The following is a 24994-nucleotide window of genomic DNA, read 5'->3' on the forward strand; positions in this document are numbered from 1 at the left end:
GGTGTTGTCTCCGTCTTTGTTGTGAATCTCTTCGCTGGCGCCGCGTTGGCGCCGCCGCTCAGGCGGCGCGGCGTTCGTTGCTTCGCGCGCTGCCGATGTGCTCGCACACCGCGCGCGTGACCGCGTCGGTGGTGGCCGTGCCGCCGAGGTCGCGCGTGTGCAGCGCGGTGTTGGCCGTCACGTGTTCCACGGCCTGCATCACACGGGCCGCAGCGGCGGGCTCGCCCAGATGCTCGAGCAGCATCACGACCGACCAGAAGGTGCCGACCGGGTTGGCCAGGCCCTGGCCCATGATGTCGAAGGCCGAGCCGTGGATCGGCTCGAACATCGACGGGTAGCGGCGCTCCGGGTCGATGTTGCCGGTGGGCGCGATGCCCAGGCTGCCCGCCAGCGCGGCGGCCAGGTCGCTCAGGATGTCGGCATGCAGGTTGGTGGCGACGAGGGTGTCGAGCGTGGCCGGCCGGTTGACCATGCGCGCGGTGGCGGCGTCGACCAGTTCCTTGTCCCAGGTGACGTCTGGAAATTCCTTCGAGATCTGCACCGCGATCTCGTCCCACATCACCATCGCGTGGCGCTGCGCGTTGCTCTTGGTGACGACGGTGAGCAGCTTGCGCGGGCGCGATTGCGCCAGCTTGAAGGCGAAGCGCATGATCCGCTCGACGCCGGCGCGGGTCATCATGCTCACGTCGGTCGCGGCCTCGATCGGGTGGCCCTGGTGCACGCGGCCGCCGACGCCGGCGTATTCGCCCTCGGAGTTCTCGCGCACGATGACCCAGTCGAGGTCCTTCGGGCCGCAGCGCTTGAGCGGGCCGTCGATGCCCGGCAGGATGCGCGTGGGCCGAACGTTGGCGTACTGGTCGAAGCCCTGGCAGATCTTCAGGCGCAGGCCCCACAGCGTGATGTGATCGGGGATGTGCGGGTCGCCGGCCGAGCCGAAGAGGATGGCGTCCTTGTCGCGCAGCGCGTCCAGGCCGTTGGCCGGCATCATCTCGCCGTGCGCGCGGAACCAGTCGCCGCCCCAGCCGAAGTCCTCGAACTCGAAGCGCAGCGTGCCGTCGGCTGCGGCCAGCGCGTCCATCACCTGCCGGCCGGCGGGAATCACTTCCTTGCCGATGCCGTCTCCGGGGATGGTGGCGATGCGATAGGTCTTCATGGTGTCGTCCTTCAATACGGCGGTGGTCTGGAGGACGCACTGTAGGATCGCCCCGCGCGATTTACTCGCGCCGAAGTTGAATCCATCGTTAACCTGAGTTCAACAATGGAAAGTCCATGAGTGCCTCCATCCAGCCCGCGGAACTGGGCTTCTTCTCGACGCTGGCCGCAGCCGGCAGCCTGAGCGCGGCGGCGCGCGAGATGGGCGTGACCACGCCGGCGGTGAGCAAGCGGCTCGCGCTCATGGAGGCCCGGCTGGGCGTGACGCTGGTCAACCGCACCACGCGGCGCATGGGCCTCACGCCGGAGGGCGAGCTGTACGTCGCGCATGCGCGACGCATCCTCGGCGAGATCGAGGACATGGCCCAGCTGCTGGGGCAGGCCAAGGGCGAGCCGCAGGGCCTGCTGCGGGTGAACGCGACGCTGGGCTTCGGCCGCAGCCACGTCGCGCCGGTGATCTCGCGCTTCGCGCGCCGCTACCCCGAGGTCGACGTGCAGCTGCAGCTGTCGGTCAACCCGCCGCCGCTGACCGACGACGCCTTCGACGTCTGCATCCGCTTCGGCGTGCCGCCCGATACGCGCGTGATCGCACGGCGCATCGCGTCGAACCGGCGGCTGCTGTGCGCGTCGCCCGCGTACCTGGCGCGCGCCGGCACGCCCAAGGTGCCGAACGACCTCGCACGCCACGCCTGCATCGGCATCCGGCAGGGCGACGAAGCCTACGGCACCTGGCGCCTGACCAGCGGCCGGGGCGCCACGCAACGAACCCAGGCCGTGAAGACGCGCGGCCCGCTCACCACCAACGACGGCGAGATCGCAGTGAGTTGGGCGCTCGACGGCCACGGCATCGTGATGCGGGCTGAATGGGACATCGCGCGCTATCTGCGCAGCGGCCGGCTGGTGCAGGTGCTGCCCGGCTACCGCATGCCCGAGGCCGACATTCACGCGGTGTACCCGCAGCGCCACCAGTTGTCGACGCGGGTGCGCGCCTTCGTCGACTTCATGGCCGCGGCGCTGGCGAAGGGCGGGGCGGGGGGCACTGGCAAATAGGCGTCAGGCTGGCGGACGATCGCGCGTTAGATTCACCGCCTCACCAGGAGACCTCTTTCCATGATCCACGTCCTCGCCTTCATCACTGCCAAGCCCGGCCTGCGCGCCCAGGTCCTCGAAGCCTTTCAGGCCAACGTGCCGGCCGTGCTCGCCGAAGATGGCTGCATCGCGTACGAAGCGATGGTCGACGCCGCGGGCATGCCGCCGTCGCGCGGCAGCGTCGGCGACGACACCTTCGTCGTGATCGAGCGCTGGGAAAGCGTCGCCGCGCTGCAGGCGCATGCCGCGTCGCCGCACATGGCGGCATACGGCGCGAAGGTGAAGGACTGGACGGCCAGCCGCACGATCCACGTGCTCGAAGCCGTCTGACCCGCGGCGCTTAGCCTTTCGTTGGCGGTGGCAGCTGCCGCAGGTAAAGGTGCAGCGCGCGCATGTCGGTCTCGCTGATCTCGCGCAGCGATTCGAAGGGCATCACCTGCACCGGCGTGCCGTCGGGGCGCTGGCCGGTCTTGAACAACCGCATCATCGATTCGGCATCCGGGTAACGCGTCATCACCGTGCCCTCGCCCGGTGCCAGCCGCGAGGCGGCCGGCCAGTCGGGCGGGCCGCCCGGGATCTTGCCACCCACCAGCTGCGCGCCATGGCAGCCCAGGCACATGTTGGCCACGTAGGCGCCGTGCTGCACGCTCACGCCCTCGGGCACCGGTGCGGCCGGCGGGCGCGTGTGGTCGATCTTCGCGGCGGCGTCCTGGATCAGGCCGAAGCCGTAGAGCGCACGCACCGGCAGCGGCAGGTCGATCACTGCGGCCGCGCCGGGCGTCGGTGGCAGGCTGCGGATGTAGGCGACGAGCGATGCCAGGTCGTCGTCGGTGAAGCGGTTGTAGTCCTCGCTCGGCATGATCATCAGCGGCCGGCCGAGCGGATGCACGCCGTGGCGGATCACGCGCACCCAGTCCTCGGGCCGGTAGGCGGCGGTCACGCTGCCGGGGCCAGGGCTGATGTGCGGGCCGGCCACGCGCAGGCCGTTCGGGTCGTCGATGAAGGTGCGGCCACCGCCACTGGCGCCGTGGCAGTCGACGCAGCCGCGCGAGGCGTAGAGGTAGCGGCCGCGCTCGAGGGCGGCGCTGTCGGTGAGCGGGCGCAGCGCGACCGGCTGCACGGCGACATCGATCTTGCGCTGCATCTTGCGGTCGGCCAGTTGCAGGCCGGCCCACACCGCGCAGGCGCCGAGCAGCACCAGCACGGCGAGGGCCAGGCCGACGAGGCGCAGCCCGTTCTTCAATCTCTTCGTCATGGGATGGCGTCCGAAAAAGAGCGCGATGCTAGAGGCCAGCGCACGGGCTCGCAATCGCCGAGATCGCCTATGCCGGCCGGCCTAGCCGCCCTCGCTCACCCATGAAAAACGCGCCCGAAGGCGCGTTCCTGATCGACCGGTGGGCCGTGCTTACTTCGCCACGACCTTGACCATCTCGAGGCACTTGTTCGAGTAGCCCCATTCGTTGTCATACCAGCTCACCAGCTTGACGAAAGTGCTGTCGAGCGCCAGGCCCGCGTCGGCGTCAAAGATAGAGGTGCGCGGGTCGCCGCGGAAGTCGGTGGCGACGACCTTGTCTTCGGTGTAGCCCAGGATGCCCTTGAGCGCGCCTTCGCTCTGCGCCTTCATTTCGGCGCAGATTTCCTTGTAGCTGGCTTCCTTTTCCAGCTCGACCGTCAGGTCGACCACCGACACGTCGGAGGTCGGCACGCGGAAGCTCATGCCGGTGAGCTTCTTGTTGAGCTCGGGGATCACCACGCCCACGGCCTTGGCAGCGCCGGTCGACGACGGAATGATGTTTTCCAGGATGCCGCGGCCGCCGCGCCAGTCCTTGTTGCTTGGGCCGTCGACCGTCTTCTGCGTGGCGGTGGTGGCGTGCACCGTGGTCATCAGGCCGCGCTTGATGCCCCACTTGTCGTTGAGCACCTTGGCCAGCGGTGCCAGCGCGTTGGTGGTGCAGCTGGCGTTGCTGATGATGGCTTCGCCGGCGTACTTCTTGTCGTTCACGCCGTAGACGAACATCGGGGTGTCGTCCTTGCAGGGCGCCGACATGATGACCTTCTTGGCGCCCGCGTCGATGTGCTTCTGGCAGGTTTCCTTGGTGAGGAACAGGCCGGTGGATTCGAGCACGATGTCGGCGCCGGCTTCGTTCCACTTCAGGGCCGACGGGTCGCGCTCCTGCGTGAGGCGGATCTTCTTGCCGTTGACGATCAGCGTGTTGCCGTCGACCGAGACTTCACCCTGGAAGCGGCCGTGCACCGAGTCGTACTGCAGCATGTACGCGAGGTACTCGGGCTCGAGCAGGTCGTTGATGGCGACGATCTCGATGTCGTTCCTGAAGTTCTGCACCGCTGCGCGCAGCACGTTGCGACCGATGCGGCCGAAGCCGTTGATACCGAGTTTGATAGCCATGTGACTTGCTCCTAAGGTTGAAAAATCAATTCCGGAAAACTCAGCGCGCGAGCGCCGCCTCGACCGTGGCCGCGACGTTCTCCGGCGTGAAGCCGAAATGCTTGAACAGCACGCCCGCGGGCGCCGATTCGCCGTACGTGTCGATGCCGACCACGGCCGACACGCCGTATTTCCACCAGCCGTCGGTCACGCCCATCTCGACGGCGATGCGCGGCACACCCTTGGGCAGCACGCTCTTCTTGTAGGCCACGTCCTGGCGGTCGAAGGTGGTGGTCGAGGGCATCGACACCACGCGCACGCCGATCTTCTTGGCGGCGAGCAGTTCCTGCGCCTTGAGCGCCAGCTGCACTTCGGAACCGGTGGCGATGATGACCGCCTTGACCTTCTTGTTCTTCAGGCCGACGCGCTCGGGCTCGGCCAGCACGTAGGCGCCCTTGCTGATGTCGCTCAGGTCGCCCTTGGGCGAGTACGGCAGGTTCTGGCGCGACAGCAGCAGCGCGGTCGGGCGCGTGGCGTTCTGCAGCGCGACCGCCCAGGCCACCGTGGTTTCGGCCGTGTCGCCCGGACGCCAGACGTCGAGATTCGGGATGAGGCGCAGCGATGCGGCGTGCTCGATCGACTGGTGCGTCGGGCCGTCTTCGCCCAGGCCGATGGAGTCGTGCGTGAAGACATGCACCACGCGCTGCTTCATCAGCGCGGCCATGCGGATCGCATTGCGGCTGTAGTCGCTGAAGGTGAGGAAGGTGCCGCCGTAGGGAATGAAGCCGCCATGCAGCGCCACGCCGTTCATGATGGCCGCCATGCCGAATTCGCGCACGCCGTAGTTGATGTGGCGGCCCAGGAGGCCGTCGGGGAACTGCTCGCCGCCAACGCTCCGCACCACGTCGCCCTTGTCGTCGAAGCGCAGGTTGGGTGTGCTCTTGGTGTTGGTGAGGTTCGAGCCGGTCAGGTCGGCGCTGCCGCCGATCATTTCGGGCAGCGCGGCGGTGAAGGCTTCGAGCGCGAGCTGCGAAGCCTTGCGGCTGGCGACCGTCTCGCCCTTCGAATGGGCGGCCACCACGGCGTCGAACGCGGTCTGGTGGAAGCTCTTGGGCAGCTCGCCCTTCATGCGGCGGGTGAACTCCGCGGCCAGGTCGGGGAAGGCCTTGGTGTAAGCGGAGAAGCGCTCGTTCCAGGCGGCTTCGGTCTTGGCGCCGGCGGCCTTGGCGTCCCATTCGGCGTAGACGGCCTCGGGCAGCTCGAAGGGGGCGTGCGGCCACTGCAGCGCGCTGCGGGTCAGGCCGATCTCGTCGGCGCCCAGCGGCTCGCCGTGGGCCTTGGCGGTGTTGGCGCGGTTCGGGCTGCCCTTGCCGATCTGCGTCTTGCAGATGATGAGCGTGGGCTTGTCGCCGGACTTCTTCGCGTCGGCGATCGCCTTCGACACCGCCTTGGTGTCGTGGCCGTCGACCGGTCCGATCACGTTCCAGTCGTAGGCCTTGAAGCGCTCGGCCGTGTTGTCGACGAACCAGGGCTTGACGGGGCCGTCGATGCTGATGCCGTTGTCGTCGTACAGCGCAATCAGCTTGCCCAGCTTCCAGGCGCCGGCGAGTGCCGCCGCTTCGTGGCTGATGCCTTCCATCAGGCAACCGTCGCCCAGGAAGGCGTAGGTGTGGTGGTCGACGATGGCGTGCGCCGGGCGGTTGAATTCCGCGGCCAGCAGCTTCTCGGCAAGCGCGAAGCCCACGGCGTTGGTGATGCCCTGGCCCAGCGGACCGGTGGTGGTCTCGATGCCGGGCGTCACACCCACTTCGGGGTGGCCGGCGGTCTTGCTGTGCAGCTGGCGGAATTTCTTGAGGTCGTCGACCGAGAGGTCGTAGCCGGCCAGATGCAGCACGGCATAGATCAGCATCGACGCATGGCCGTTGGACAGCACGAAGCGGTCGCGGTCGGCCCAGTGCGGGTTCACCGGGTTGTGGCGCAGATGGTCGCCCCACAGCGCCACGGCCATGTCGGCCATGCCCATGGGGGCGCCGGGGTGGCCGGAGTTGGCGAGTTGAACGGCATCCATCGCCAGCGCGCGGATCGCGTTGGCCATCAAGGCTTGGTTGGCCATCGGGGAAGGCTTTCGGGGGTGAGATTGGGGGGGAGCCCGCAATTTTAGCGGGCCGGGTCTGGGGGGCTCCCTGACCCAGGACAAGTCCCGACCCGACGAGGGGCGCGCTGCTAGAGTCGCGAGCCATGCAAGGGCTGCACCTCACCGCCGATCTCCACGACTGCCAGTGCGCGCCACCGTGGCTCACCGACGCGCAACTGCTGGGCGAGCGCTGCGCCCGCGCCGTCGAAGCCGCCGGGCTGCAGGCCGTCGGCCAGCTGTTCCATACCTTTCCGGCGACGCCCGACGGCCCCGGCGGCGTCACGGCCACGGTGCTGCTGGCCGAATCGCACCTGTGCGTCCACACCTGGCCCGAATTGCGCGGCGCCACACTGGACGTCTATGTGTGCAACTTCGGCGCCGACCATTCGGCCCAGGCGCGCGCGCTGCTGGACACGCTGCTCGCGCTGTTCGAGCCGGGGCGCGTCGAGCGCCACGAGATCGCGCGCGGCGGCGCACGGGTGGTGCGCGCATGACCGGCGCACGGGCCATGGTGCTGGCCGCGGGCCGCGGCGAGCGCATGCGGCCGCTGACCGACGCCACGCCCAAACCCCTGCTCGACGTGCGCGGCAAGCCGCTGATGCAGTGGCCATTGGAGGCGCTGGCGGCCGGCGGTTTCTCGTCGGCGGTGGTCAACACCGCCTGGCTGGGCGAGCAGATCGAGGCGCGCTTCGGCGCGGGCGGCAGCGCGCTGCCGTCGATCGCTTACTCCCACGAGGGCCGCGACTTCGGCGGCGCGCTGGAAACGGCCGGCGGGATCGTGCGCGCCTTGCCGATGCTCGGGGACGTGTTCTGGGGGGTGGCCGGCGACGTGTATGCGCCGGATTTCGTCTTTTCCGAGGCGGCTGTGACACGTTTTGTCACCAGTGGCCGCCTGGCCCACCTGTGGCTGGTGCCAAATCCGTCACACAACCCCAAGGGCGATTTCGGCCTATCGGCCGCCGGTCTGGCGCTGAACGAGGCGCCCGAGCGCCTGACCTTCTCGACGATCGCCCTCTACCGGGCCGACTTCTTCGCGCCGCCCCACTGCAACATCCCGTCTGGCAACCCCCAGGGCACGAAAGCGGCCCTGGCACCCCTGTTGCGGCGCGCCATCGAAAACGCCCAGGTGAGCGCGGAACGCTACCTGGGCGCGTGGACGGATGTGGGCACACCCGAACGGCTGACCGCGCTGAACGCCGGTCGCTGAGACCGGCGCCGCGCGGTGGCCGTCAAGGGATGTTCGAGCCGGAGACCTGGAACGGGCCGCCCGGCAGCGCGAAGCTGCCACCGAACTCGTAGGTGCCATTGGTCGCGCAGCCATTGGGCGGCTGGCACGCCTTGCCGCTGCCCTGGTCGGTCCAGAAGACCACGGGGCCATAGCGGTAGTTGGACACCTGCTTTCCGCCGTAGTCCGCCACAGACAGGACATAGGACTCGGTGCCATGGTTCTCGGCATCTTCGGCGGCGATGGGGTCCACCAGCCGCGTGTCGGTCAACGGACTGCCACGTACGGCACCGCTGTTGAAGTCCGCCGCGAACTGCACCCACTCGATCCGGCGATCGCCGCGCGATGTGACGATGACCTCGCGCCCGAAGCCTTGCGTGTAGACCTTGTTGGTGTCGTGCGGCTTCGCGTAGGCGATGTGGGTCGGGTTGCGGCCGACGGTCACGCCGCCCTTGCGCACGATTTCCGCGGCGGCCCCGCCGCCCGAGGCATTCAAGTAGTTGCCGAGGTCATAGATGTGCAGCTGGCCTTCCTGCGTCGCGATGAAGGCGCGCCGGGGACCATCGTTCGGCCGCACGTTGACAGCCGTCGGACGGTTGTCCAGGTCGATGGTCTTGATGACCGCCGGCTTCTGCGACGCCACCGCGTCGAAGGTGTAGGGCCACTGGCTGGCGCCGGCGCCGCGATTGGCGATCAAGGCGTTGAAGTCGGACTGAGAACCGCCGAAGTACTTCTCGCGGTAATAGCTGAACAGCGGACGCAGGTCGATGAAGGCGGCTCGCTTCTCCGACTTGGAGATCACCACGGCCACGCCGGCCCGCGCATAGGCGCCGCCGTTGACGCCCGAGTAGAAGCTCGTGCGGTTGGTCTGGTCCGTGAGCGGCAGTGCGTAGTAGTTCTGGAGGTTGTTGGTGCCCGGCGCGAAGGTGCGGTTGTAGTCCTCGAACCCGATGCCCGTGGACGACGAGATCTCGGTGGGTGCGCGCAGGTTGTCGGGAAGATCCACGTAGCCGAGCACCTTCATGTAGGCCGTGTTGCCGAGGTTGGGCAGCCCGGGGTAGACGTTGCCCCAATCGCCCCAGTGGTTGTACCAGGCCCTCGAGCCCGACGAACCCGACGGATCGTCGGGGTTGCAGCCGTCGCACAGGCTGGCCAGCGCAATGACCGCGATCTGGCCCTTCAGGTTGACCGTGTCCCACACCGTGACCAGTGCGAACTCGTTGCTGCCGGTGACGGCGATGGCGGTGGGCACCTTGCCCGCCGCCAACTGGACCGTGGCGCGATTGGACGACGTGTTGCTGCCGGTCGTACCGATCAGGCCGTTCTGAAACACCATCAGGCTGTTCGTGCACCAGCCGGAGCGGCCGTAGCAACGGCCCACGGCCACAGGCTCGCGCGCACTGAGTCCCCGGCCGACATAGCTGACGGCTGCGCTGTCGTCGACGCCGTTGCTGTAGTCGGCCGTCCAGCTCGGCTCGGGCTTCTGGGCGAAGGTGTTGTGGGCCATGTTGATGGCCTGCAGGTTCGAGATGCCCACGTGGGACGCCGGCGCGTCGGCGATGTACGCCGTATGCACGATCGCCGACGAATAGTCGCCGGGATCGGTCAGCAAGGGGCCGCCGACCTGCCAGGTGCCGCAATAGCCGCCCTGACTGGCGGGCACACAGCCCCGGCTGCCGCCGGCATTGCGAATGGAGATCGGGTCGTAGGACTGGTCGCCGCGCGTGCCCCAGGTCGGCAGCCCGCTGTTGCCGGCCTTGCCGTAGGTGGCCGCCGAAGGCCCGTACCGGTATTCGATCCCGGCCGCCTTGCTGAACTGCAAGGCCGTCTCGCGGTAGGCAGCGGGCACCACGTTCACGGCGCTGTCCACGACATCGTTCTGAAGCGGGACGGTGCCCGTGGCGCCGCTCCCGATGTCGGCCTGTGTCGTGCTGCTGACACTGCTGCTGCCCGACGCCGTCGTACCGGTCCCGCCGCCACCACCGCCGCCACCGCAACCGACCAATGCCGCCGCCAAAACAAGCGACATTGCGAATTTATTTTCAGTAACTGTGAACAATGTAGGAATCCTCTGATTGACAGTGGCGCATTTGTACCGTTTTGGCCTGTCGGCGGGAACTCTTCTTTCAATTCTTTGCTCGCGTCGGCAGAGATGCCACACTTGTGTCGTTACAAACCCGCGGTATGGTTACAGCAATGGATACTTCCTTCTACATAGCCCGACGCAATCGTCTTGCAGCAACTATCGGGCCCGGTGGCATCGCCATCATTCCGACCGCACCGGAGCGGCCGCGCAACCGCGACAGCGACTACCTCTACCGTCACGACAGCTACTTCTATTACCTGACCGGATTCACCGAGCCCAACGCCTGGCTGGTGCTGACCGGCAGCGGCCACGCCACCCTGTTCTGCGCGCCGAAAGACCTGGAGCGCGAGATCTGGGATGGCCACCGGCTGGGCCCCGAAGCCGCGCCCGAAGCGCTGGGTGTCGATGCCGCCTGCCCCGTCACCGACCTCGACACCAAGCTGCCCCGCTTGCTGGAGAACACGGCTGCCGTCTGGTATCCCTTCGCCACGCACAAGGGGCTGGAGTCGCGCATCGACGGCTGGCTGTCGTCGGTCCGGTCGCGCGTGCGCTTCGGCGCGATGTGCCCCGACCAGCAGCGCGACCTGTGCGGCCCGCTCGACGAGATGCGGCTGGTGAAGGACGCGCACGAGCTCGGCATCATCCGGCGCGCCGGCACGATCAGCGCCGGCGCCCACGTGCGCGCCATGCAGGCCTCCGCCCGCATGCTGCGCGAGGGCCGCGACCTGCGCGAATACCACCTCGACGCCGAGCTCATGCACGAATTCCGCATGGGCGGCTCGCAGTACCCGGCCTACCCGTCGATCGTCGCCGCCGGTGCCAATGCCTGCGTGCTGCACTACCACGCGGACGTGGCGCCGGTGCGCCCCGGCGAGCTGGTGCTGATCGACGCCGGCTGCGAGCTCGACGGCTACGCCAGCGACATCACCCGCACCTTCCCGGCCGACGGCAAATTCACCGGCCCGCAGCGCGCGCTGTACGACATCGTGCTGGCCAGCCAATACGCCGCGGTGGCCGCCACCAAGGCCGGCAACCGCTTCAACGACCCGCACGAGGCGGCCGTGAAGGTGCTCGCGCAGGGCATGCTCGACGTCGGCCTGCTCGACGCGAACAAGGTCGGCAGCCTCGAGGACGTGATCGCGCAGCGCGCCTACTTCCCGTTCTACATGCACCGCACCGGCCACTGGATGGGCATGGACGTGCACGACTGCGGCAGCTACGTCGAGCCCACGCAGCAGGGCGAGGTGAGCGAACGCAAGGACCCGCTGAGCGGCGAGACCATCAAGAACCGCCCCAGCCGCATCCTGCACCCAGGCATGGTGCTGACCATCGAACCCGGCATCTACGTGCGGCCGGGCGAGGGCGTCCCGGCGCAGTTCCACCACATCGGCATCCGCATCGAGGACGATGCGATCGTCACCGCCAACGGCTGCGAGCTGACCACGCGCGACGTGCCGGTCGATGCCGACGAGATCGAGGCGCTGATGCGGGCCTGACGAGGCGCTCCGGTCTACCCGGTCATCGATGTGCGCACCCATGTGGGCGAGAACGGTGCACAGGGCCATTTCGATTCGGTTGCCGTTTTCATGACAACGCCATGACATCGGCTTAGGGCGCGATGTCGACAGTCACCTCGCGCGACTCCGCGCGCCCTTGATCGTCCACCGCGCGCAGCACGTAGCGCCGCCCCGTGTCCGCCATGTCGGGCATCCAGGTGATGCCTTCGCCGGGCGCGGCGCGGCCGATCAGCGCATCGTCGGCAAACCAGTAGATCGTCTGCGTGCCCGCCGCCGCTTCGGCGCGCAGCACCAGCGGCTCCGGCTTCTTCACCCGCAACGTGTGCCGCACGCCGCGCAACGGCGCGGTGATGAGCGGTGCCGACTCCGTAGACGCATTGGCTTTCTCGCAACCGTCGGCCGGCAGGCTCGCGCGCGGCAGACCGGCCTGGCGGAACAGCCGGCGCATGTCGCTGCCCCACTGCTCGACCACCTGCTGGCGCGCATTCGGTTGCGGCCCGCACACCACCTTGCCGGTCGTCTCGTCGACCCACACCGCACGATGCAGGCTGCTGACCTGGATCGGCGACTTGCCGGCGATGAACCATGTCGTCGTACGCACCGGGCACAGCGCATCGGGCAACCCGCCCGTCGCCATGCACACCTCGACCTGCCGCAGGTCGGCCGGCTGCCGCGTCGCGACCTCGCCGGGGTCCAGCCGCTCGGCGCGCAGCGCATCGACCATGCGCAGGAACAGCGGCGCGGCCGCATCCACGCCCACCAGCGCGGGGTTGCTGGTGCCGTCGAAGTTGCCGACCCACACCACCAGCACATGACGGCCGAACACGCCCGCCGTCCACGCATCGCGAAAGCCCCACGAGGTGCCCGTCTTCCATGCGATGGCGGGGCGCGCGGGCAGCGTGGTGTCAGGGCGCGGCGTGTGGCGCAGCATGTCGAGCGTGATGAACGACGCCTCTTCGCTCAGCAGCCGCAGCGGCTGTGTCGGACGCTCGTCGGGCGCGGGCTGGGTATAGCGCAGCGGTTGCGAGATGCCACCGTTAGCCAGCGTCGCGTAGAGGCCCGCGAGTTCTTCCGGCGTGACCTCGCCGCCGCCGAGCACCAGCGCAAGGCCGTAGTGCGATTCGCTCTGCAGCTTCTGCACGCCTCCTAGCCGCATGAAGTCGTAGAGCCCCGGCTTCGAGAGCTTCGCGGCGACGGCCACCGCCGGGATGTTGCGGCTGCGGATCAGCGCCTCCTGCGCGGGCAGCGGGCCGGCGAAGCGATGGTCGAAGTTCTCGGGCGTGTAGGGGCCGAAGGACGTGGGCGCGTCCTTCAGCATGGTCTTGGGATGCAGCAGCCCCTGGTCGAGCGCGAGCGCATAGATAAAGGGCTTGAGCGTGGAACCCGGAGAGCGCTTGGCCTGCGTGCCGTTGACCTGGCCCGCGATGGCGTCGTTGTGCCAGTCGGCCGAACCGATCAGCGCGCGCACCTGCATGGTCGAGGCGTCCAGCAGCAGCGCGCTCGCGTTGGTCATGCCCACGTCGGCATGCGTGCGCAGGTACTGGGCCATCACGCGCTCGAGCGTGGCCTGCATGCGCAGGTCGATGGTGGTTCTGATTTCCGGCGCTCCGCGCTCCTGCGCGAGCAGCATGTCGGTGGCGTGCGGTGCGAGAAAGGGGAGGCTGCCGCGCGATTGCGCCGAGAGTGCGAGCTGCGCGTCGGGCGCGTGCCGCTTCGCGGCAGGATCGCGCTCAGTCCACAGCGCCCACAGGCGTTCGCGCGCCGATTGCAGCTCGACATTGCGGCCGCGCTCGGCGATGCGCTTGACGGGGTTCTGCGGAATCACCGCGAGCGTCAGCGCTTCGGGCAGGCTGAGCTTGGCGGCGTCCTTGCGAAAGTAGATCAGGCTCGCGGCCTGCACGCCTTCGATGTTGCCGCCGTAAGGGGCGGTGTTGAGGTAGGCCTCCAAGATCTCGCGCTTGCCGAAGCGCGCCTCCAGCCAGAGCGCCGCACCGATCTGCGCGACCTTGCCTATGGCCGTGCGGCTGTCGATGCCGTAAATGCGGCGCGCGAGCTGCATCGTGAGGGTGGAACCGCCCTGCCTGCGCTCGCCGCTCGCGATGCGCCACGCGCTGCGCGCGAGCGCGGCGGGGTTGACGCCGAGGTGCGCGTAGAAGCGGCGGTCTTCGTACAGCAGTACAGCATCGACCAACGTTGGGGAGATGCGGTCGAGCGGCACCCAGAGCCGGTACTGCTCATCGCTTGCGAGCGTAAGGCGCAAGAGCTCGCCGCCCTGCGCGTACACAGCGCGCGAGCTGCCGACCGTTTCGCTGAGCGGTGCGTACGGCCAGAAGCGCAGCAGCGCGAGCAGGAAGGCCACCGCCAGTGCCCACAACGCGGGCTTGCGGAACCGTCCCAACTTCACGCTGAAGCGCATGACGACCTCGCTGCCTTGCGTCAGTTCTCGACGACCTGGAAGCGCGCACCCGCCGAGCGCGAATACACGCGCCGGTCATACATCGCTTCGCCATATGCGGCCGGCACCACGAAGTCGCCGACGTTGGTCGCTCGCGCCTTGTAGGTCACTTCGAGCAGGTTCTTGTCGACGGCGCCGTAGAACACCACGCGGTCTTCGCGGATGTCGGCGTACTGCACCTTCCACGAGCCGCCACCACCCATCCGCTTCTTCCAGATCGGCGCATCGGCGTCCGCCTCCTTCTCGTCACCCACCGCCTGCAGCACCGGCTCCAGGCCACCAGGCAACAGGTCGACCAGCGCCACGTCGTTGAGCTGCGCGCGCTCGAGGCTGCGCACGCGCACTCGCACCGTGACCTCTTCGCCGAGCCTGGCCTTGGTGATCGGGTTGCCCTTCGCATCGAGCACTTCATGGAAGATCTCCAGGCCCTGGTTCACCGGCGTGGCGGGCACGTTGCGCTCGAAGCCCTGTTCGGCCCAGCTGTAGTACAGGTTGAAATCGCTGTCGTTCGACAGCTTGAGCTTCGCCGTACCGACGGGCACCGCAGCACGCGTGATCGGGTTCACAGAGCCCAGTGCGAGCGCCGCAGCCTGGCCTTGCGCGTTGACGCTCTGCGCCGTCAGCTTGCCCTCGACGTTCTGCGTGACCGCTTCGAAATACGCGTCGACCGCGAGCAGCATCGACGCCGACGAGAGGCTGTTGTACCAACCGTCACGCACCATCGCGCCCATGCTTTCCCACACCTCGGGCTTCAGCGTCTTCAGGCGCGACGGGAAGTGGCGACCCACCAGGTGCAGCGTCATGCTGTCGTGTACCAGCGGGTCGTAGTAGGCGCCCCAGACATTGCGGCGCTGCTTCTTATCGGTGCGCGCGAGCAGGTCGGACCACACCGGGCTGAGCAGCTCGTTGGCCACCTGCTCCTGCTTCACGAGCTGGTAGCTCGCGGCGAGGTACACGGCGCCCAGGTCGTCGCTCCAGCCTTGCGTCTGCTTGTTGCGCCACGCTTCGCGCAGGTTGGCCAATGCAGCCGGCGCGATGATGCCCTGGCGTGTGAGCAGATAGGCCGCCTGCGTGCGCTGGCGCCAGCCGTCCAGCGAGGTGTCGCCGCTGCCGAGCCAGCCCTGCAGATAGGTGTTGGCCTTCTGCAGCAGGTCTTGCGGCACGGGCAGTTTGTGGTCCTTGGCTTCGATCAGCAGGTGCACCGCGTAGAGCGTGGCGAAGGGACTGGCCTCGGCGCCAGGCCACAACGCGAAGCCGCCGTCCGCCGTCTGCCGTGCGCGCAACTGAACGAGGTAGCGCTCGAAGGTCTTGCGCGCTTCGGGCATCGGGCCTTGCTCGGGCGTGCGGCCGCGCGCCATTTCCTTCACCAGCTCGGGCCGGCCCGACAGCAACACGGCCGGAAAGGTCTGGCTCGTGATCTGCTCGGTGCAGCCGTGCGGATACACCTCCAGGTACTGCATGAGACCGGCCGCGAAGGCCCACGGCGCGGCCGACACCGCCACATCGCTCTTGCGGAAGTTCGGATACAGGTCGGCCTTGCTGCTCAACTCGCCCGCGCGTTGGAAGCTGCCGGCCTGCACCAGCGTGACGAACGGCGACGCGGGCCGCACGCTCACTTCGGTCGACAGGCGTGCACTGAAGGTCTTGTACGCCGACGTGAACACCAGCGCCGAAGAACCCAGCACCGCCTGCTCGCCCGGCTTGGCGCGCACGTTGAATTTGGTGCTCGCTTCGCCGCGCTCGTTGACCTTGAGCGTCTGCGTCGCGTCGCCCACCACTTCGAGCCCGCCCGAGGCGGTGAGCGTGAGCGCGATCGGCACCTCCTTGCCCGAACCCGCGATGTTGTTCGCAAGACCCACGCCCACTTCGACGGTATCGCCGGGCGCCATCGCGAGGGGCGCATTCGGCAGGATCACCATGTCGCCGCGCACCACGGTGCGGGTGCTCTTGGCGGCTGTGGTCTCGTCGTTCACCGCCACGGCCATCACACGCAGGCTGCCGTTGAAGCTCTCGGGCACGGTGTAGCTGAACTCGCGGCTGCCGTTCACATCCACCAGGCCCGACCAGTAGGCCACCGGCTTGTCGCGCTTGCGCTTGAAGGGGTTCAGGTGCTTGCCGAGCTCGCCTTCGCCGTCACCGCCGGGGGCCGCGCCCTGCATGAGCTTCTTGAACTCCGGCAGGATCAGGTCGAGCGTTTGCAGCGTACCCACTTCGAGCGCGCGCTTCTGGAAGAAGTGCTTGAGCGGATCGGGTGTCTTGTAGCGCGCCACCTGCAGGATGCCTTCGTCCACCGCGAACAGCACGGCGCGCGTGGGCTTGTCGCTGGTGAGCTTCATCTTCACCGTCTGGCCGGGCTTCACGAGCTCGCTGCTGGTGAGCTGCAGGTTGGCGGTGCGCTTGGCCAGGCTGGTGGCGAAGGGGATGACACCGTACGACAGCGGGCTCATGTACACCTCGTCCGAGGCCGGGTCGCGCACGAAGTGCACATTGATATAGCCAGTGCCTTCGAAGTCCTTGGGCAGCGTGATCTTCTGCACCGAGGCGGTCTTGTCGGTCTTGAACCACGCGTGGACATAGACCTTGTCGCGCTCGATGGTGATGAGGCCGGCACCCACGTACGGCGCGCGGATGCTCACCTCGATCTCCTGTCCCGGCTCGTAGTCCTTGCGGTCGAGCGTGAGCTGCAGTTCGGCGTTGCGGTCCAGCGAGCGCGAGACGTTGGCGTTGCCCGCGACGCTGTACTCGACACGGTTGAGCTCCAACCCGCCTGCATTGCGCACCACGTAGGCAAAGTTGCCGGGGGCGGATGTGTTCAGCGCAATGGTGTTGCCGGCCGCGACGATGGCCAGCGGCTTCTCGTCGATCACGATCTCCTTCTTGCGCGATTCATAGCGATAGAGGCCGTTGTCCTGCTTGACGAGCACCGACAGCACCTTGCGCTCCACGCGCTCGATCTTCAGGTCGGCCACGGCCGTCTTCTTCGCCTGCGGGTCGATGGCGATCACGGTGGCGTTGCGCTCGGCACCCTTGCTCACGTAGCTGGTGTCGCCATCGACCTTCACGCCCACGAGGTAAGGCATGTCGCTCACCAGCGTCTGGGTTTCGGCCGAGACACTGCGCCCGCCCTCGGGTTCGAAGGCCTTGGCGAGCACGTGCACCTGGTAGGTCGCGGCATCGAAGCGCGAGAGGCGCAGATCGAACTCGGCCTTGCCTTCCGCGCTGGTCTGCATGCTGCCCAGGTCGTCGACCTGCTTTTCGGTGGCGCGCTGCGGATCGAAGAAGGCGTAGTCGGCGAAGGCGCGGAACACCGGGAAGGCCGGGCTCAGCGTGAGCGTGCCTTCCACCTTGCGGTCGGGCGCGGGCGTGCCGAAGAGGTTCTGCACGTCGATGAGCGCCTTCAGGTCCTTGGGCTTGACCCAGCCTTCGGCCACTTCGTTGCTGAGCTTGGCGACGACCTTGGTGCGGTCGGGCAGGAATTCCTGCACCTTCACCATGGTGCTGCCGATCAGCAGGCCTGCCACCTCGGGATTGCCGGGCGACGATTCGCGCGGCAGGTAGAGGTTGACGGTGTAGTTGCCGGTGGGGGACGTATCTTGCGTGGTGTGGGCGATTTCCGCCGCGCCGCCGGGACCGAGCTTGAGCTTCTCGCGGCGCACGCCGAGGCCGCGCGCATCGATGATCTCAGCCTCCAGCGGCAGGTCGCGCAGCGACGTGCCCCAGTTGCCGGCCTTGACCATCATCGCGATGTGCATGGTGTCGCCCGGGCGGTAGATGCCGCGGTCGCTGAACACATAGGCCGTCATCTGGTTCGGCACGCCGGCCGCGCGCAGGCCGCCGACGTCGAAGCGCGAGATGTCGAGCGTGCGGTCGCTGCGGTTGAAGGGCAGGAAGCTCAGATCGCCGTCCTTGCGCACCACCAGCACCACCGGTGCCTTCTCGCGCTGGTAGCCGGCGAGGTTGGGCAGCTTGGCGGCGCCGGTGGCATCGGTGGATTGCGACGCGATGATCATGCCGTTGCGCCCCCACACCTCGACCAGCGCGCCGGCCACGGGCTGGCCGTTGGCGATGCTCTGCACGAACACGTCGCGGGTGCCATCGAGCGACTTCTTGGCGACGATGCCCAGGTCGGTGACCAGTACCAGGCGCTGGTCCTTCTGGTCTTCGGGGTTGCCGCTTTCGGTGTCGCCTTCGCCTTCCGACGGCTGCTCTTCCTGCTGTTGCTCTTCGGGCTGCGCCTGTGCGTCTTCGCCCTCGGGCTTCTTCTTGGCCTTGGGGTCGTAGCCCTGCACCTTCAGCAGGAACACACCGCGGCGGTCGGCCACGTCGCTGCGCAGGTACTCGGCGAAGTCCACGGTTTCGTAGTGCGCCTTGCCCGCGGGAATGCTGAGCGGAATCTCCTTCTCGAAGCGGTCGACGAGGTTGTCCGACTGCAGGGCGCTGTTGAACTGCGGACGCGCGAAGTCGCCGTTGGTCTGGGTGACCAGGTGCTGCAACTGCTGCGGCAGCAGGCGGCCGATTTCCAGGCGGATGCCGGGCAGGTCGCGCACCAGGATCGGCAGCTTGCGTTCGCCCGAGAGGGCGAGCAGCGAGCCCTGGCTCATGATGGTGAGTTCGGGCGCAAAGGTCTTGAGCAAGCGCACGTCTTGTCGCGCGGCACCGAGCTGGTAGCCGCCGGGCGTCTTCAAGCCCTTCGCCACGCGCACCAGCAGGTAGCGGCCGCCCTCGGCCTGCGGCAGCCGGAAGCTGACCATCTCGGTCACTTCGCGCTCGCTGGCGATGGGCTGCAGGGCGATCTTCTTCGCGCGGCGCAGCACCGCGTCGGTCACCTTCGAAGGCTCGGCGGACCAGTCGAACTTCTCGTCCGGGTCGCCCTTGGCTTCTTCGGTGGCGGGCAGGAGCCAGGCCTGCACCACGCGCGCCATTTCCCGCTCGTGCACCGGCATCGAGGCGGTGATGTGCATCACATGCTCAGGTTCGCCGTTGTCGCCCGTGACGATGGTCGGGTCGACGCTGGAGATGTCGAGGCTGAAGAGACCAGGGATGTCCACCGCGCGCGAGACGTCGCTGCGCAGGCCCGGGCCGCCCTTTTGCGCGACCGCGCCGGCCGTGAGGCTGAACACCACGGGGCGTGTCTTCTCGGGGATGGGCAGGGGCTCGGACTGCAGGGTGGCGGTGAGGCGCAGCTTGTCGTAGCTGACGGTGAACTTCTCGCTCGCGCATTTGCCCACGCTGAAGAAGGAGGTGCTGCAGGCCTGGTCATACGTCAGCACCACGCGCTTCTCGAATTCGGCCGTGTTCACCGGGTGCGAGAAGCGCACCTGGAAGAGGGCGCGGCGCACGTTGGCCTGCACGGGGTCCTGATAGAACTCGGCGCCCGCGATGCGCGCGCTGAATTCGGGCGAGGTGAACTCGTACTTGCGCTGCTCGATCTCGATATGCGGCGCGAGCGCGTCCTTCGACAGCTGCACCTTGTAGGGCTGGCCCACCGGCCAGTCCTGCGCGGGCAGGAACTCCAGCTTCTTCTGGCTGCTCCAGGTCCAACGCCCGGCAATGGCGGGCTCGATGATGATTCCGGTCGCCTCCTGGCCGATGCGCGAGATCGGCGCAACCGAAGCGGAGAAATTGATGATGACGGGGTTCGGTCCCTTGTCGTTTTCGATCTGCGTGCGCGGCGGCGGCACGATCTGCGCGGTGGAAACGACCGGCTCGACGCGGTCGGGCGTGAGGCCATGCCACCACTTGAGCACATGCGGGCTGGCGAACCAGCCGGCCACCACCAGCAACGCCAGCACGACCAGCCAGGCCAGCCGTTGCTGCAGCCACTGCAGGCCGAAAAGCAGAAAGGCGCCCACAATGCGCAGCCACCCCGGGGGTCGCCAAGAACCGATGAGTCCGCGCGCCAACGGACGCAAGACGCCGAGCACGCGGCCCAGCCCGGTGAAGAGCAAGTCGCTGAGCGACGCTAGTTTTCGATTGGCAACTTGAAGCATGGAAGCCCTCCCCATATTTTTGTTGGTGTCTGGCAGTCTGCAGGTGATCTGTGAAATCCCCGCGCTGGATGTGAAGTTTGCGTGAAAATTGAACGGGCCAGCACCGGGGCCAATTCAGTGCTCCATGGCGACGGCGCAACCCATGCCAGAGGACCCCGCGAAACTGGCTGTGCCAGGCGGCCTGGTGCGCCCCCTCGAGGGGAGGCACAGCAGGTGCAACAGGGGTGGTTTCATTTCAGAACGGAAGCGTCGGCTTGTTCACCATCAGATAGAACACCGCGACCATGGCCACGAAGGCCGAATAGCCGAGCAGTTCCCATCGACGCTGGTAGCGCGTACAGCGGCGGCAGCGGCGCGCCATCGCGCTGTGCCTTCCCGGCCGACGGCAAATTCACCGGCCCGCAGCGCGCGCTGTACGACATCGTGCTGGCCAGCCAATACGCCGCGGTGGCCGCCACCAAGGCCGGCAACCGCTTCAACGACCCGCACGAGGCGGCCGTGAAGGTGCTCGCGCAGGGCATGCTCGACGTCGGCCTGCTCGACGCGAACAAGGTCGGCAGCCTCGAGGACGTGATCGCGCAGCGCGCCTACTTCCCGTTCTACATGCACCGCACCGGCCACTGGATGGGCATGGACGTGCACGACTGCGGCAGCTACGTCGAGCCCACGCAGCAGGGCGAGGTGAGCGAACGCAAGGACCCGCTGAGCGGCGAGACCATCAAGAACCGCCCCAGCCGCATCCTGCACCCAGGCATGGTGCTGACCATCGAACCCGGCATCTACGTGCGGCCGGGCGAGGGCGTCCCGGCGCAGTTCCACCACATCGGCATCCGCATCGAGGACGATGCGATCGTCACCGCCAACGGCTGCGAGCTGACCACGCGCGACGTGCCGGTCGATGCCGACGAGATCGAGGCACCGATGCGCTGAGGCCGCGCGCCCGACTCGGCCTCAGTCCGCCTTGAAGCCGGTCGCCGCCACCGCCTTGCCCCAGGCCACCGTGTCGTCGGCGATCAGCTGCGCGAACTCCGCCATGCCGGTGCCGGTCGCGCGGAAGCCCGCGTCCAGCATCTTCTGCCGGCCGTCGGCCGACTGCATCGCTCGCACGATGTCCGCATTCAGCTTGCGCACGATGTCCGGCGGCGTCTTCGCCGGCGCAACAATGCCGAACCACGAGGTGAACGCGAGCTTGGGGTAGCCCTGCTCCTGGATGGTCGGCACGTCGGGCAGCGACGGGCTTCGCACGGCGCCGGTGCTGCCCAGCGCCACCAGCTTGCCCGACTTCACGGTCGATGCCGCCAGGCCGACCGAAGCGAACACGCCGGACACGTCGCCCGCGTACAGCGCGCCCAGGGCATCGGCCGTGTTGCGGTAATGCACCGGCTCGGGCTTCTGACCGATCGCGTCGCCGAACATGTAGGCGCCGAAATGGCCCGGCGTGCCGGCACCGAAGGTCGCCATGAACAGGCCCTTCTGCTGCTTGCTCCAGTCGACGAACTCGCGCACGTTCTTCGACGGCACTTTCTGCGGATTGACCAGCAGCACGAAGTCCGACACGACCACCTGGCTCACCGGCACGAAGTCCTTCACCGGGTCGTAGGGCAGGCGGTTGTAGCTGCTGGGCGCGATGCTCAGCTGGCCGGTCTCGCCCAGCATCAGCGTGTAGCCGTCGGGCGCGGCGCGGGCCGCCTCGCTGGCGGCGATCAGCCCGCCGGCCCCCGGCTTGTTGTCGACCACCACGCCCAGGTTGCCCCAGCTTTCCGACAGCTTCTGCGCCAGCAGGCGCGCGACGATGTCGGGGCCGGTGCCCGCCGGGAAGCCGACGATGAGGCGCACCGGCCTGTCGGGGTAGCCACTGCCTTGGGCGAAGGCCGGCAGGGCGGTGCAGGCGGCCCATGCGGCGGCTACTGCCAATGCCGCGTGGCGGCGCGATATGCGGAAATTGCTCATGTCTGTCTCCTGTTTTTTTGGGGGGGGGACGATCCGGTCGAACCGCCTATGTGACGGTGAAGAACGCCATCTCGACACAGTCGGGACGGCGCACGCCGCTGCCGACGAAGAGCCGCTCGTTGATCCAGCCGAGCGCGAGCGACGCCGTCTCGAAGCGCGGCGCGCAGCGGAAGTAGATTTCCGCTGGGTCAACCGGCTCGCCCCGCGCAAGCCGGGCCATCGCCTCGGGTGCGCCGCAGCGCAAGGCCGTGTTCTGCACGTAGATCCAGTCGCCGGCATCGGTCTCGAGTGTGTAACGCGCATCGAGGTCGCTCATGCCGCTGGCCGTCATCAGCTGGAAGTCGGCACCGCCCGGCGCCACGCGTGCCCGCCAGCCGTGGCCTTCGGCCGAGCCGCCGGTGATCGGCACCAAACGTCGCCGGCCGCGCGGCGTGACGCCGATATCCTGCGGCGCGCCGACCTCCACACGGAGGACGACGAAATGGTCGAGCGTGGGTGCAGCGAAGGAATGCGACGCAGGGTTCGAGGGCATGCCGCTAGCGTAATTACCGGGGGCCGGCCGGTCTGTCATCCCGGAAGATGACAGGATGCATGCCGCCCCTGTCGCTCCCTCGCCGCGCCGGTTCGCCTCGCCATGAGAAGCTGGCAGGCCGCCCCCGCGAGCGACCGGCGCACCCAGGTGCTGACCGAACTCATCAGCCACATCGGCAGCCCGCGCTTCGGCACGGCCGTGCTGGACCGGCTGCAGGATCTGGTGCCGGCCGCCTCGTGGTCGGTGTATCGGCTCGGCCAGCGGCCCGCGCTGTTCCTGTCGGCCGCGCGTGGCGTGCCCGACACCACGCGCGACTGCTGGCGCGCCTACTTGAGCGGACCACACCGCGGCGACCGCAGCTTCGCGCAGACATCGAACGCCGCCGACCACGCGCCGCTGCTGTGCCACCTGACGGCCCACGAAGTGCCGGAAGAACACCGGATGAAGGTCTACGAGGCACACGGCGTGGCCGAGCGCGTGTCGATCGCGCAGACGCAGGACGACGGCGGCGTCTTCGCCATCAACTTCTACCGGCACGGTCACCAGCGCGCCTTCAGCGACGCCGTGCTCGACAGCTTCGGTACGCTGGCGCCGGCGCTGCTGGCACTGGTGCGCAAGCACATGGCGTTGTCGCCACCGTACGGCCCCTCGGCCGCCGACGCCAGCGCGCACGACATGGAAGGACGCCTGCGCAGCCTGTGCCCGGCATTGACCGAGCGCGAGCGCGCGGTGTGCGTGCGCCTGCTGCAAGGCATGACGCAGGACGGCATCGCGAGCGACCTCGGCCTCGCGCTGCCGACGGTCAAGACCTACCGCAACCGCGCCTTCGCGCGGCTGGGCATCCACTTCCGAAACGAACTGTTTGCGCGGGTGCTGGCGGGGTGAGGTGCTCGCGCGATCACAGGCTGCCCGCCAGGTGCCCGCGCGTGAACGCTTCCTCGAAGATCGAATAGCCCGACCAGTCGGCGTGCGCGAAGGCGAGCCGGCCGGCCACCACGGAGCCCTCGTTGCCCAGCGCCGCGCGCAGCCCCGGCGTCGGGATCGCCATGGCGTGGCCGTAGCGCGTGATGTCGATGCGCGTGGCACGCTCGGCGATGTCGGGGTGCGGCACCGACAGCTCGGCCAGGAGCGCATCGCGCCAGGCGGACCAGGGCTGGTCGAGCAGCTGGCGGCGGCCGTCGGCGCCATCGAAGGCGCTCGGGCCGAGCGGGCGGTACCAGGTCAGCACGGTCGCGCGCGGGGTCGGGTCGAGCGTCTGGTGACGCGCATCAACGTAGCCGAGGCCGCGCGTGCCGTAGACCACGTTGTCCCAGCTCGGCGCGGCGCCCGCCCGGTCGGCCAGCGGCGTGTCGAGATGCAGGTTCGCCACCAGCCAGGGCGCGTACTGCAATGCAGCCGTGGCACGGCGAAGAAGCTCCGGCGGGTTCTCCAGCACGCGCGCGGCGATGAAGACCGGCAGCGCGACGATGCAGCGCTCGGCCTGCCAGCGCACCAGCGCCTTCGTCGCCGCATCGAACACATCGACCTCGACGCCGTCGCGCGTTTCCGCGATGCGCGTGACGACCTGCCCAGTGCGCAGCCGATCGCCCAGCGGCGCGGCCAGGCGCTGCGTGAGCCAGCCGTTGCCTTCGGGCCAGGTGAGCACCGCGTCGCGGTCCGCGCTGTCGTCGCCCGGTGCGTGGAAACCGTGGCGGCTCGCGAAGTAGTGGATGCCGGCCCAGGCCGACACCTGCGCGACGCCTGCACCGTAGTCGTCGCGGCAGGAATACTCAAGGTACCAGCGCAGGTGCGCGTCGCTCAGATCCTCGGCATCGAGCCATTGCCCGAAGGTCATGGCGTCGAGCGCGAGCGATGCCGATGTGGAATGCGCGCGCAGGGAAGGGATCGCGAAGCGCGCGGCGTGCTGCAGTTCATCGACGCGCTGCGCGAAGCGACGGTACTGCGCCAGCGTCCCGGTGCCGACACCCTGCACCGGCAGCAGGCCGTCGTGCCATTCGCCCTGGAAGAAGAGCCGCTCCTGCGGGCTGTGGCACAGGTGTCGCTCGTCGTATTCCCAGCGGCCGGCCACCCGTCGACGCAGGCCGAGTTCTTCGAGCAGGTCCTGCACCTCGTGGGCATCGTCCCCGGGCACCGGCAGGTAGTGCGCGCCGAGCGGACAGGCGATGCCTCCGACCGTGCCGCCGCGGCTGTTGCCGCCGGCCGTGTCTTCCAGTTCGAGCAGCACGAAGTCGTCGACGCCGCGGGCGCGCAAGGCCCGCGCAGCCGCAAGGCCCGCGACGCCGCCGCCGGCGATGAGCACGCGCGTGCGCCGCACGGCCGACGGTGCGCCGGCACGCCAGGCGCCATCGCGCAGCGCATGGCCGCGCGCGACGTCGATGCCGGTGAAGCCGCCCGCGATGGTGTGCGACGCGTCGCAGCCCGACAGCGCCAAAGCACTCGCGCCCAAGGCGCTGCCGATGAATGCGCGGCGCTGCATCG

17 protein-coding genes and 1 pseudogene are annotated in these 24994 nt (G+C 68.4%); 7 read left to right on the forward strand and 11 right to left on the reverse strand.

The features are described from left to right. Positions 1 to 58 precede the first annotated feature (58 nt). A complete protein-coding gene (locus ACSFA2_RS17685) occupies positions 59 to 1153 on the reverse strand; it encodes a tartrate dehydrogenase (RefSeq protein ID WP_435456625.1) in 1095 nt (364 codons plus the stop codon). Positions 1154 to 1269: 116 nt separating this feature from the next. On the opposite strand from ACSFA2_RS17685, the gene ACSFA2_RS17690 reads away from it, so the two are divergent. Continuing rightward, the gene (locus tag ACSFA2_RS17690) at positions 1270 to 2202 is read left to right on the forward strand and encodes a LysR substrate-binding domain-containing protein (RefSeq protein ID WP_435456626.1); all 933 of its coding nucleotides are present in this window, start codon (positions 1270 to 1272) and stop codon (positions 2200 to 2202) included. A 60-nt stretch (positions 2203 to 2262) separates the two neighbouring features. Continuing rightward, the gene (locus ACSFA2_RS17695) at positions 2263 to 2571 is read left to right on the forward strand and encodes a putative quinol monooxygenase (RefSeq protein WP_435456627.1); all 309 of its coding nucleotides are present in this window, start codon (positions 2263 to 2265) and stop codon (positions 2569 to 2571) included. Between the two features lie 10 nt (positions 2572 to 2581). On the opposite strand, the gene ACSFA2_RS17700 is transcribed toward ACSFA2_RS17695, so the two are convergent. From ACSFA2_RS17700 to tkt, 3 genes are all read right to left on the reverse strand, one after another. Continuing rightward, entirely contained in the window at positions 2582 to 3496 is a 915-nt protein-coding gene (locus ACSFA2_RS17700; protein WP_435456628.1) for a c-type cytochrome, read from the reverse strand. Positions 3497 to 3646: 150 nt separating this feature from the next. Then, entirely contained in the window at positions 3647 to 4648 is a 1002-nt protein-coding gene (gene gap / locus ACSFA2_RS17705; protein WP_435456629.1) for a type I glyceraldehyde-3-phosphate dehydrogenase, read from the reverse strand. Between the two features lie 40 nt (positions 4649 to 4688). Beyond that, a complete protein-coding gene (gene tkt / locus ACSFA2_RS17710; protein ID WP_435456630.1) occupies positions 4689 to 6740 on the reverse strand; it encodes a transketolase in 2052 nt (683 codons plus the stop codon). A 125-nt stretch (positions 6741 to 6865) separates the two neighbouring features. On the opposite strand from tkt, the gene speD reads away from it, so the two are divergent. Both speD and ACSFA2_RS17720 read left to right on the forward strand, forming a co-directional pair. Beyond that, positions 6866 to 7255, forward strand: a complete 390-nt coding sequence (gene speD, locus ACSFA2_RS17715) for an adenosylmethionine decarboxylase (protein ID WP_435456631.1) — start codon at positions 6866 to 6868, stop codon at positions 7253 to 7255. 14 nt (positions 7256 to 7269) lie between these two features. Then, complete coding sequence (locus ACSFA2_RS17720; RefSeq protein WP_435456632.1) at positions 7270 to 7968, forward strand: nucleotidyltransferase family protein; 699 nt, start codon at positions 7270 to 7272, stop codon at positions 7966 to 7968. 22 nt (positions 7969 to 7990) lie between these two features. Here the strand turns inward: ACSFA2_RS17720 and ACSFA2_RS17725 are convergent, their stop codons facing one another. Further along, positions 7991 to 10015, reverse strand: a complete 2025-nt coding sequence (locus ACSFA2_RS17725; RefSeq protein WP_435456633.1) for a hypothetical protein — start codon at positions 10013 to 10015, stop codon at positions 7991 to 7993. A gap of 167 nt (positions 10016 to 10182) precedes the next feature. On the opposite strand from ACSFA2_RS17725, the gene ACSFA2_RS17730 reads away from it, so the two are divergent. Beyond that, on the forward strand, positions 10183 to 11568 hold the full coding sequence (locus ACSFA2_RS17730; protein ID WP_435456634.1) for an aminopeptidase P N-terminal domain-containing protein: 1386 nt from the start codon (positions 10183 to 10185) through the stop codon (positions 11566 to 11568). 112 nt (positions 11569 to 11680) lie between these two features. Here the strand turns inward: ACSFA2_RS17730 and pbpC are convergent, their stop codons facing one another. The 3 genes from pbpC to ACSFA2_RS17745 form a co-directional block, all read right to left on the reverse strand. Next, positions 11681 to 14005, reverse strand: a complete 2325-nt coding sequence (gene pbpC, locus ACSFA2_RS17735; RefSeq protein ID WP_435456635.1) for a penicillin-binding protein 1C — start codon at positions 14003 to 14005, stop codon at positions 11681 to 11683. Positions 14006 to 14025: 20 nt separating this feature from the next. Then, positions 14026 to 19896: an alpha-2-macroglobulin family protein gene (locus tag ACSFA2_RS17740; protein ID WP_435456636.1), complete on the reverse strand. Its 5871-nt coding sequence runs from the start codon at positions 19894 to 19896 to the stop codon at positions 14026 to 14028. Positions 19897 to 20269: 373 nt separating this feature from the next. After that, positions 20270 to 20395: a DUF2269 family protein gene (locus ACSFA2_RS17745; protein WP_435456767.1), complete on the reverse strand. Its 126-nt coding sequence runs from the start codon at positions 20393 to 20395 to the stop codon at positions 20270 to 20272. Here ACSFA2_RS17745 and ACSFA2_RS17750 point away from each other — a divergent pair. Then, positions 20347 to 20964: pseudogene (locus ACSFA2_RS17750) on the forward strand (M24 family metallopeptidase); the annotation flags it as partial. The gene ACSFA2_RS17745 and the pseudogene ACSFA2_RS17750 sit on opposite strands and share 49 nt — an antisense overlap. Positions 20965 to 20985: 21 nt before the next feature. Here ACSFA2_RS17750 and ACSFA2_RS17755 read toward each other — a convergent pair. Then, the gene (locus tag ACSFA2_RS17755) at positions 20986 to 21984 is read right to left on the reverse strand and encodes a Bug family tripartite tricarboxylate transporter substrate binding protein (RefSeq protein ID WP_435456637.1); all 999 of its coding nucleotides are present in this window, start codon (positions 21982 to 21984) and stop codon (positions 20986 to 20988) included. A 46-nt stretch (positions 21985 to 22030) separates the two neighbouring features. Then, the gene (locus ACSFA2_RS17760; protein ID WP_435456638.1) at positions 22031 to 22516 is read right to left on the reverse strand and encodes a DUF3237 domain-containing protein; all 486 of its coding nucleotides are present in this window, start codon (positions 22514 to 22516) and stop codon (positions 22031 to 22033) included. 102 nt (positions 22517 to 22618) lie between these two features. Here ACSFA2_RS17760 and ACSFA2_RS17765 point away from each other — a divergent pair, with 102 nt between their 5' ends. After that, positions 22619 to 23401 (forward strand): helix-turn-helix transcriptional regulator, encoded by a 783-nt coding sequence (locus ACSFA2_RS17765; RefSeq protein WP_435456639.1) that lies wholly within the window; start codon positions 22619 to 22621, stop codon positions 23399 to 23401. Between the two features lie 13 nt (positions 23402 to 23414). On the opposite strand, the gene ACSFA2_RS17770 is transcribed toward ACSFA2_RS17765, so the two are convergent. Next, a complete protein-coding gene (locus ACSFA2_RS17770; RefSeq protein WP_435456640.1) occupies positions 23415 to 24992 on the reverse strand; it encodes an FAD-dependent oxidoreductase in 1578 nt (525 codons plus the stop codon). Positions 24993 to 24994 lie beyond the last annotated feature (2 nt).

This window comes from Variovorax cryoconiti, from assembly GCF_051216395.1.
Lineage (GTDB): Bacteria > Pseudomonadota > Gammaproteobacteria > Burkholderiales > Burkholderiaceae_C > Variovorax.

Coding starts and splice junctions, on each gene's coding strand:
- ACSFA2_RS17685 (WP_435456625.1), bottom strand. CDS start 1,153: ATGAAGACCTATCGCATCGCCACCATCCCCGGAGACGGCATCGGCAAG.
- ACSFA2_RS17690 (WP_435456626.1), top strand. CDS start 1,270: ATGAGTGCCTCCATCCAGCCCGCGGAACTGGGCTTCTTCTCGACGCTG.
- ACSFA2_RS17695 (WP_435456627.1), top strand. CDS start 2,263: ATGATCCACGTCCTCGCCTTCATCACTGCCAAGCCCGGCCTGCGCGCC.
- ACSFA2_RS17700 (WP_435456628.1), bottom strand. CDS start 3,496: ATGACGAAGAGATTGAAGAACGGGCTGCGCCTCGTCGGCCTGGCCCTC.
- gap (WP_435456629.1), bottom strand. CDS start 4,648: ATGGCTATCAAACTCGGTATCAACGGCTTCGGCCGCATCGGTCGCAAC.
- tkt (WP_435456630.1), bottom strand. CDS start 6,740: ATGGCCAACCAAGCCTTGATGGCCAACGCGATCCGCGCGCTGGCGATG.
- speD (WP_435456631.1), top strand. CDS start 6,866: ATGCAAGGGCTGCACCTCACCGCCGATCTCCACGACTGCCAGTGCGCG.
- ACSFA2_RS17720 (WP_435456632.1), top strand. CDS start 7,270: ATGGTGCTGGCCGCGGGCCGCGGCGAGCGCATGCGGCCGCTGACCGAC.
- ACSFA2_RS17725 (WP_435456633.1), bottom strand. CDS start 10,015: ATGTCGCTTGTTTTGGCGGCGGCATTGGTCGGTTGCGGTGGCGGCGGT.
- ACSFA2_RS17730 (WP_435456634.1), top strand. CDS start 10,183: ATGGATACTTCCTTCTACATAGCCCGACGCAATCGTCTTGCAGCAACT.
- pbpC (WP_435456635.1), bottom strand. CDS start 14,005: ATGCGCTTCAGCGTGAAGTTGGGACGGTTCCGCAAGCCCGCGTTGTGG.
- ACSFA2_RS17745 (WP_435456767.1), bottom strand. CDS start 20,395: ATGGCGCGCCGCTGCCGCCGCTGTACGCGCTACCAGCGTCGATGGGAA.
- ACSFA2_RS17755 (WP_435456637.1), bottom strand. CDS start 21,984: ATGAGCAATTTCCGCATATCGCGCCGCCACGCGGCATTGGCAGTAGCC.
- ACSFA2_RS17760 (WP_435456638.1), bottom strand. CDS start 22,516: ATGCCCTCGAACCCTGCGTCGCATTCCTTCGCTGCACCCACGCTCGAC.
- ACSFA2_RS17765 (WP_435456639.1), top strand. CDS start 22,619: ATGAGAAGCTGGCAGGCCGCCCCCGCGAGCGACCGGCGCACCCAGGTG.
- ACSFA2_RS17770 (WP_435456640.1), bottom strand. CDS start 24,992: ATGCAGCGCCGCGCATTCATCGGCAGCGCCTTGGGCGCGAGTGCTTTG.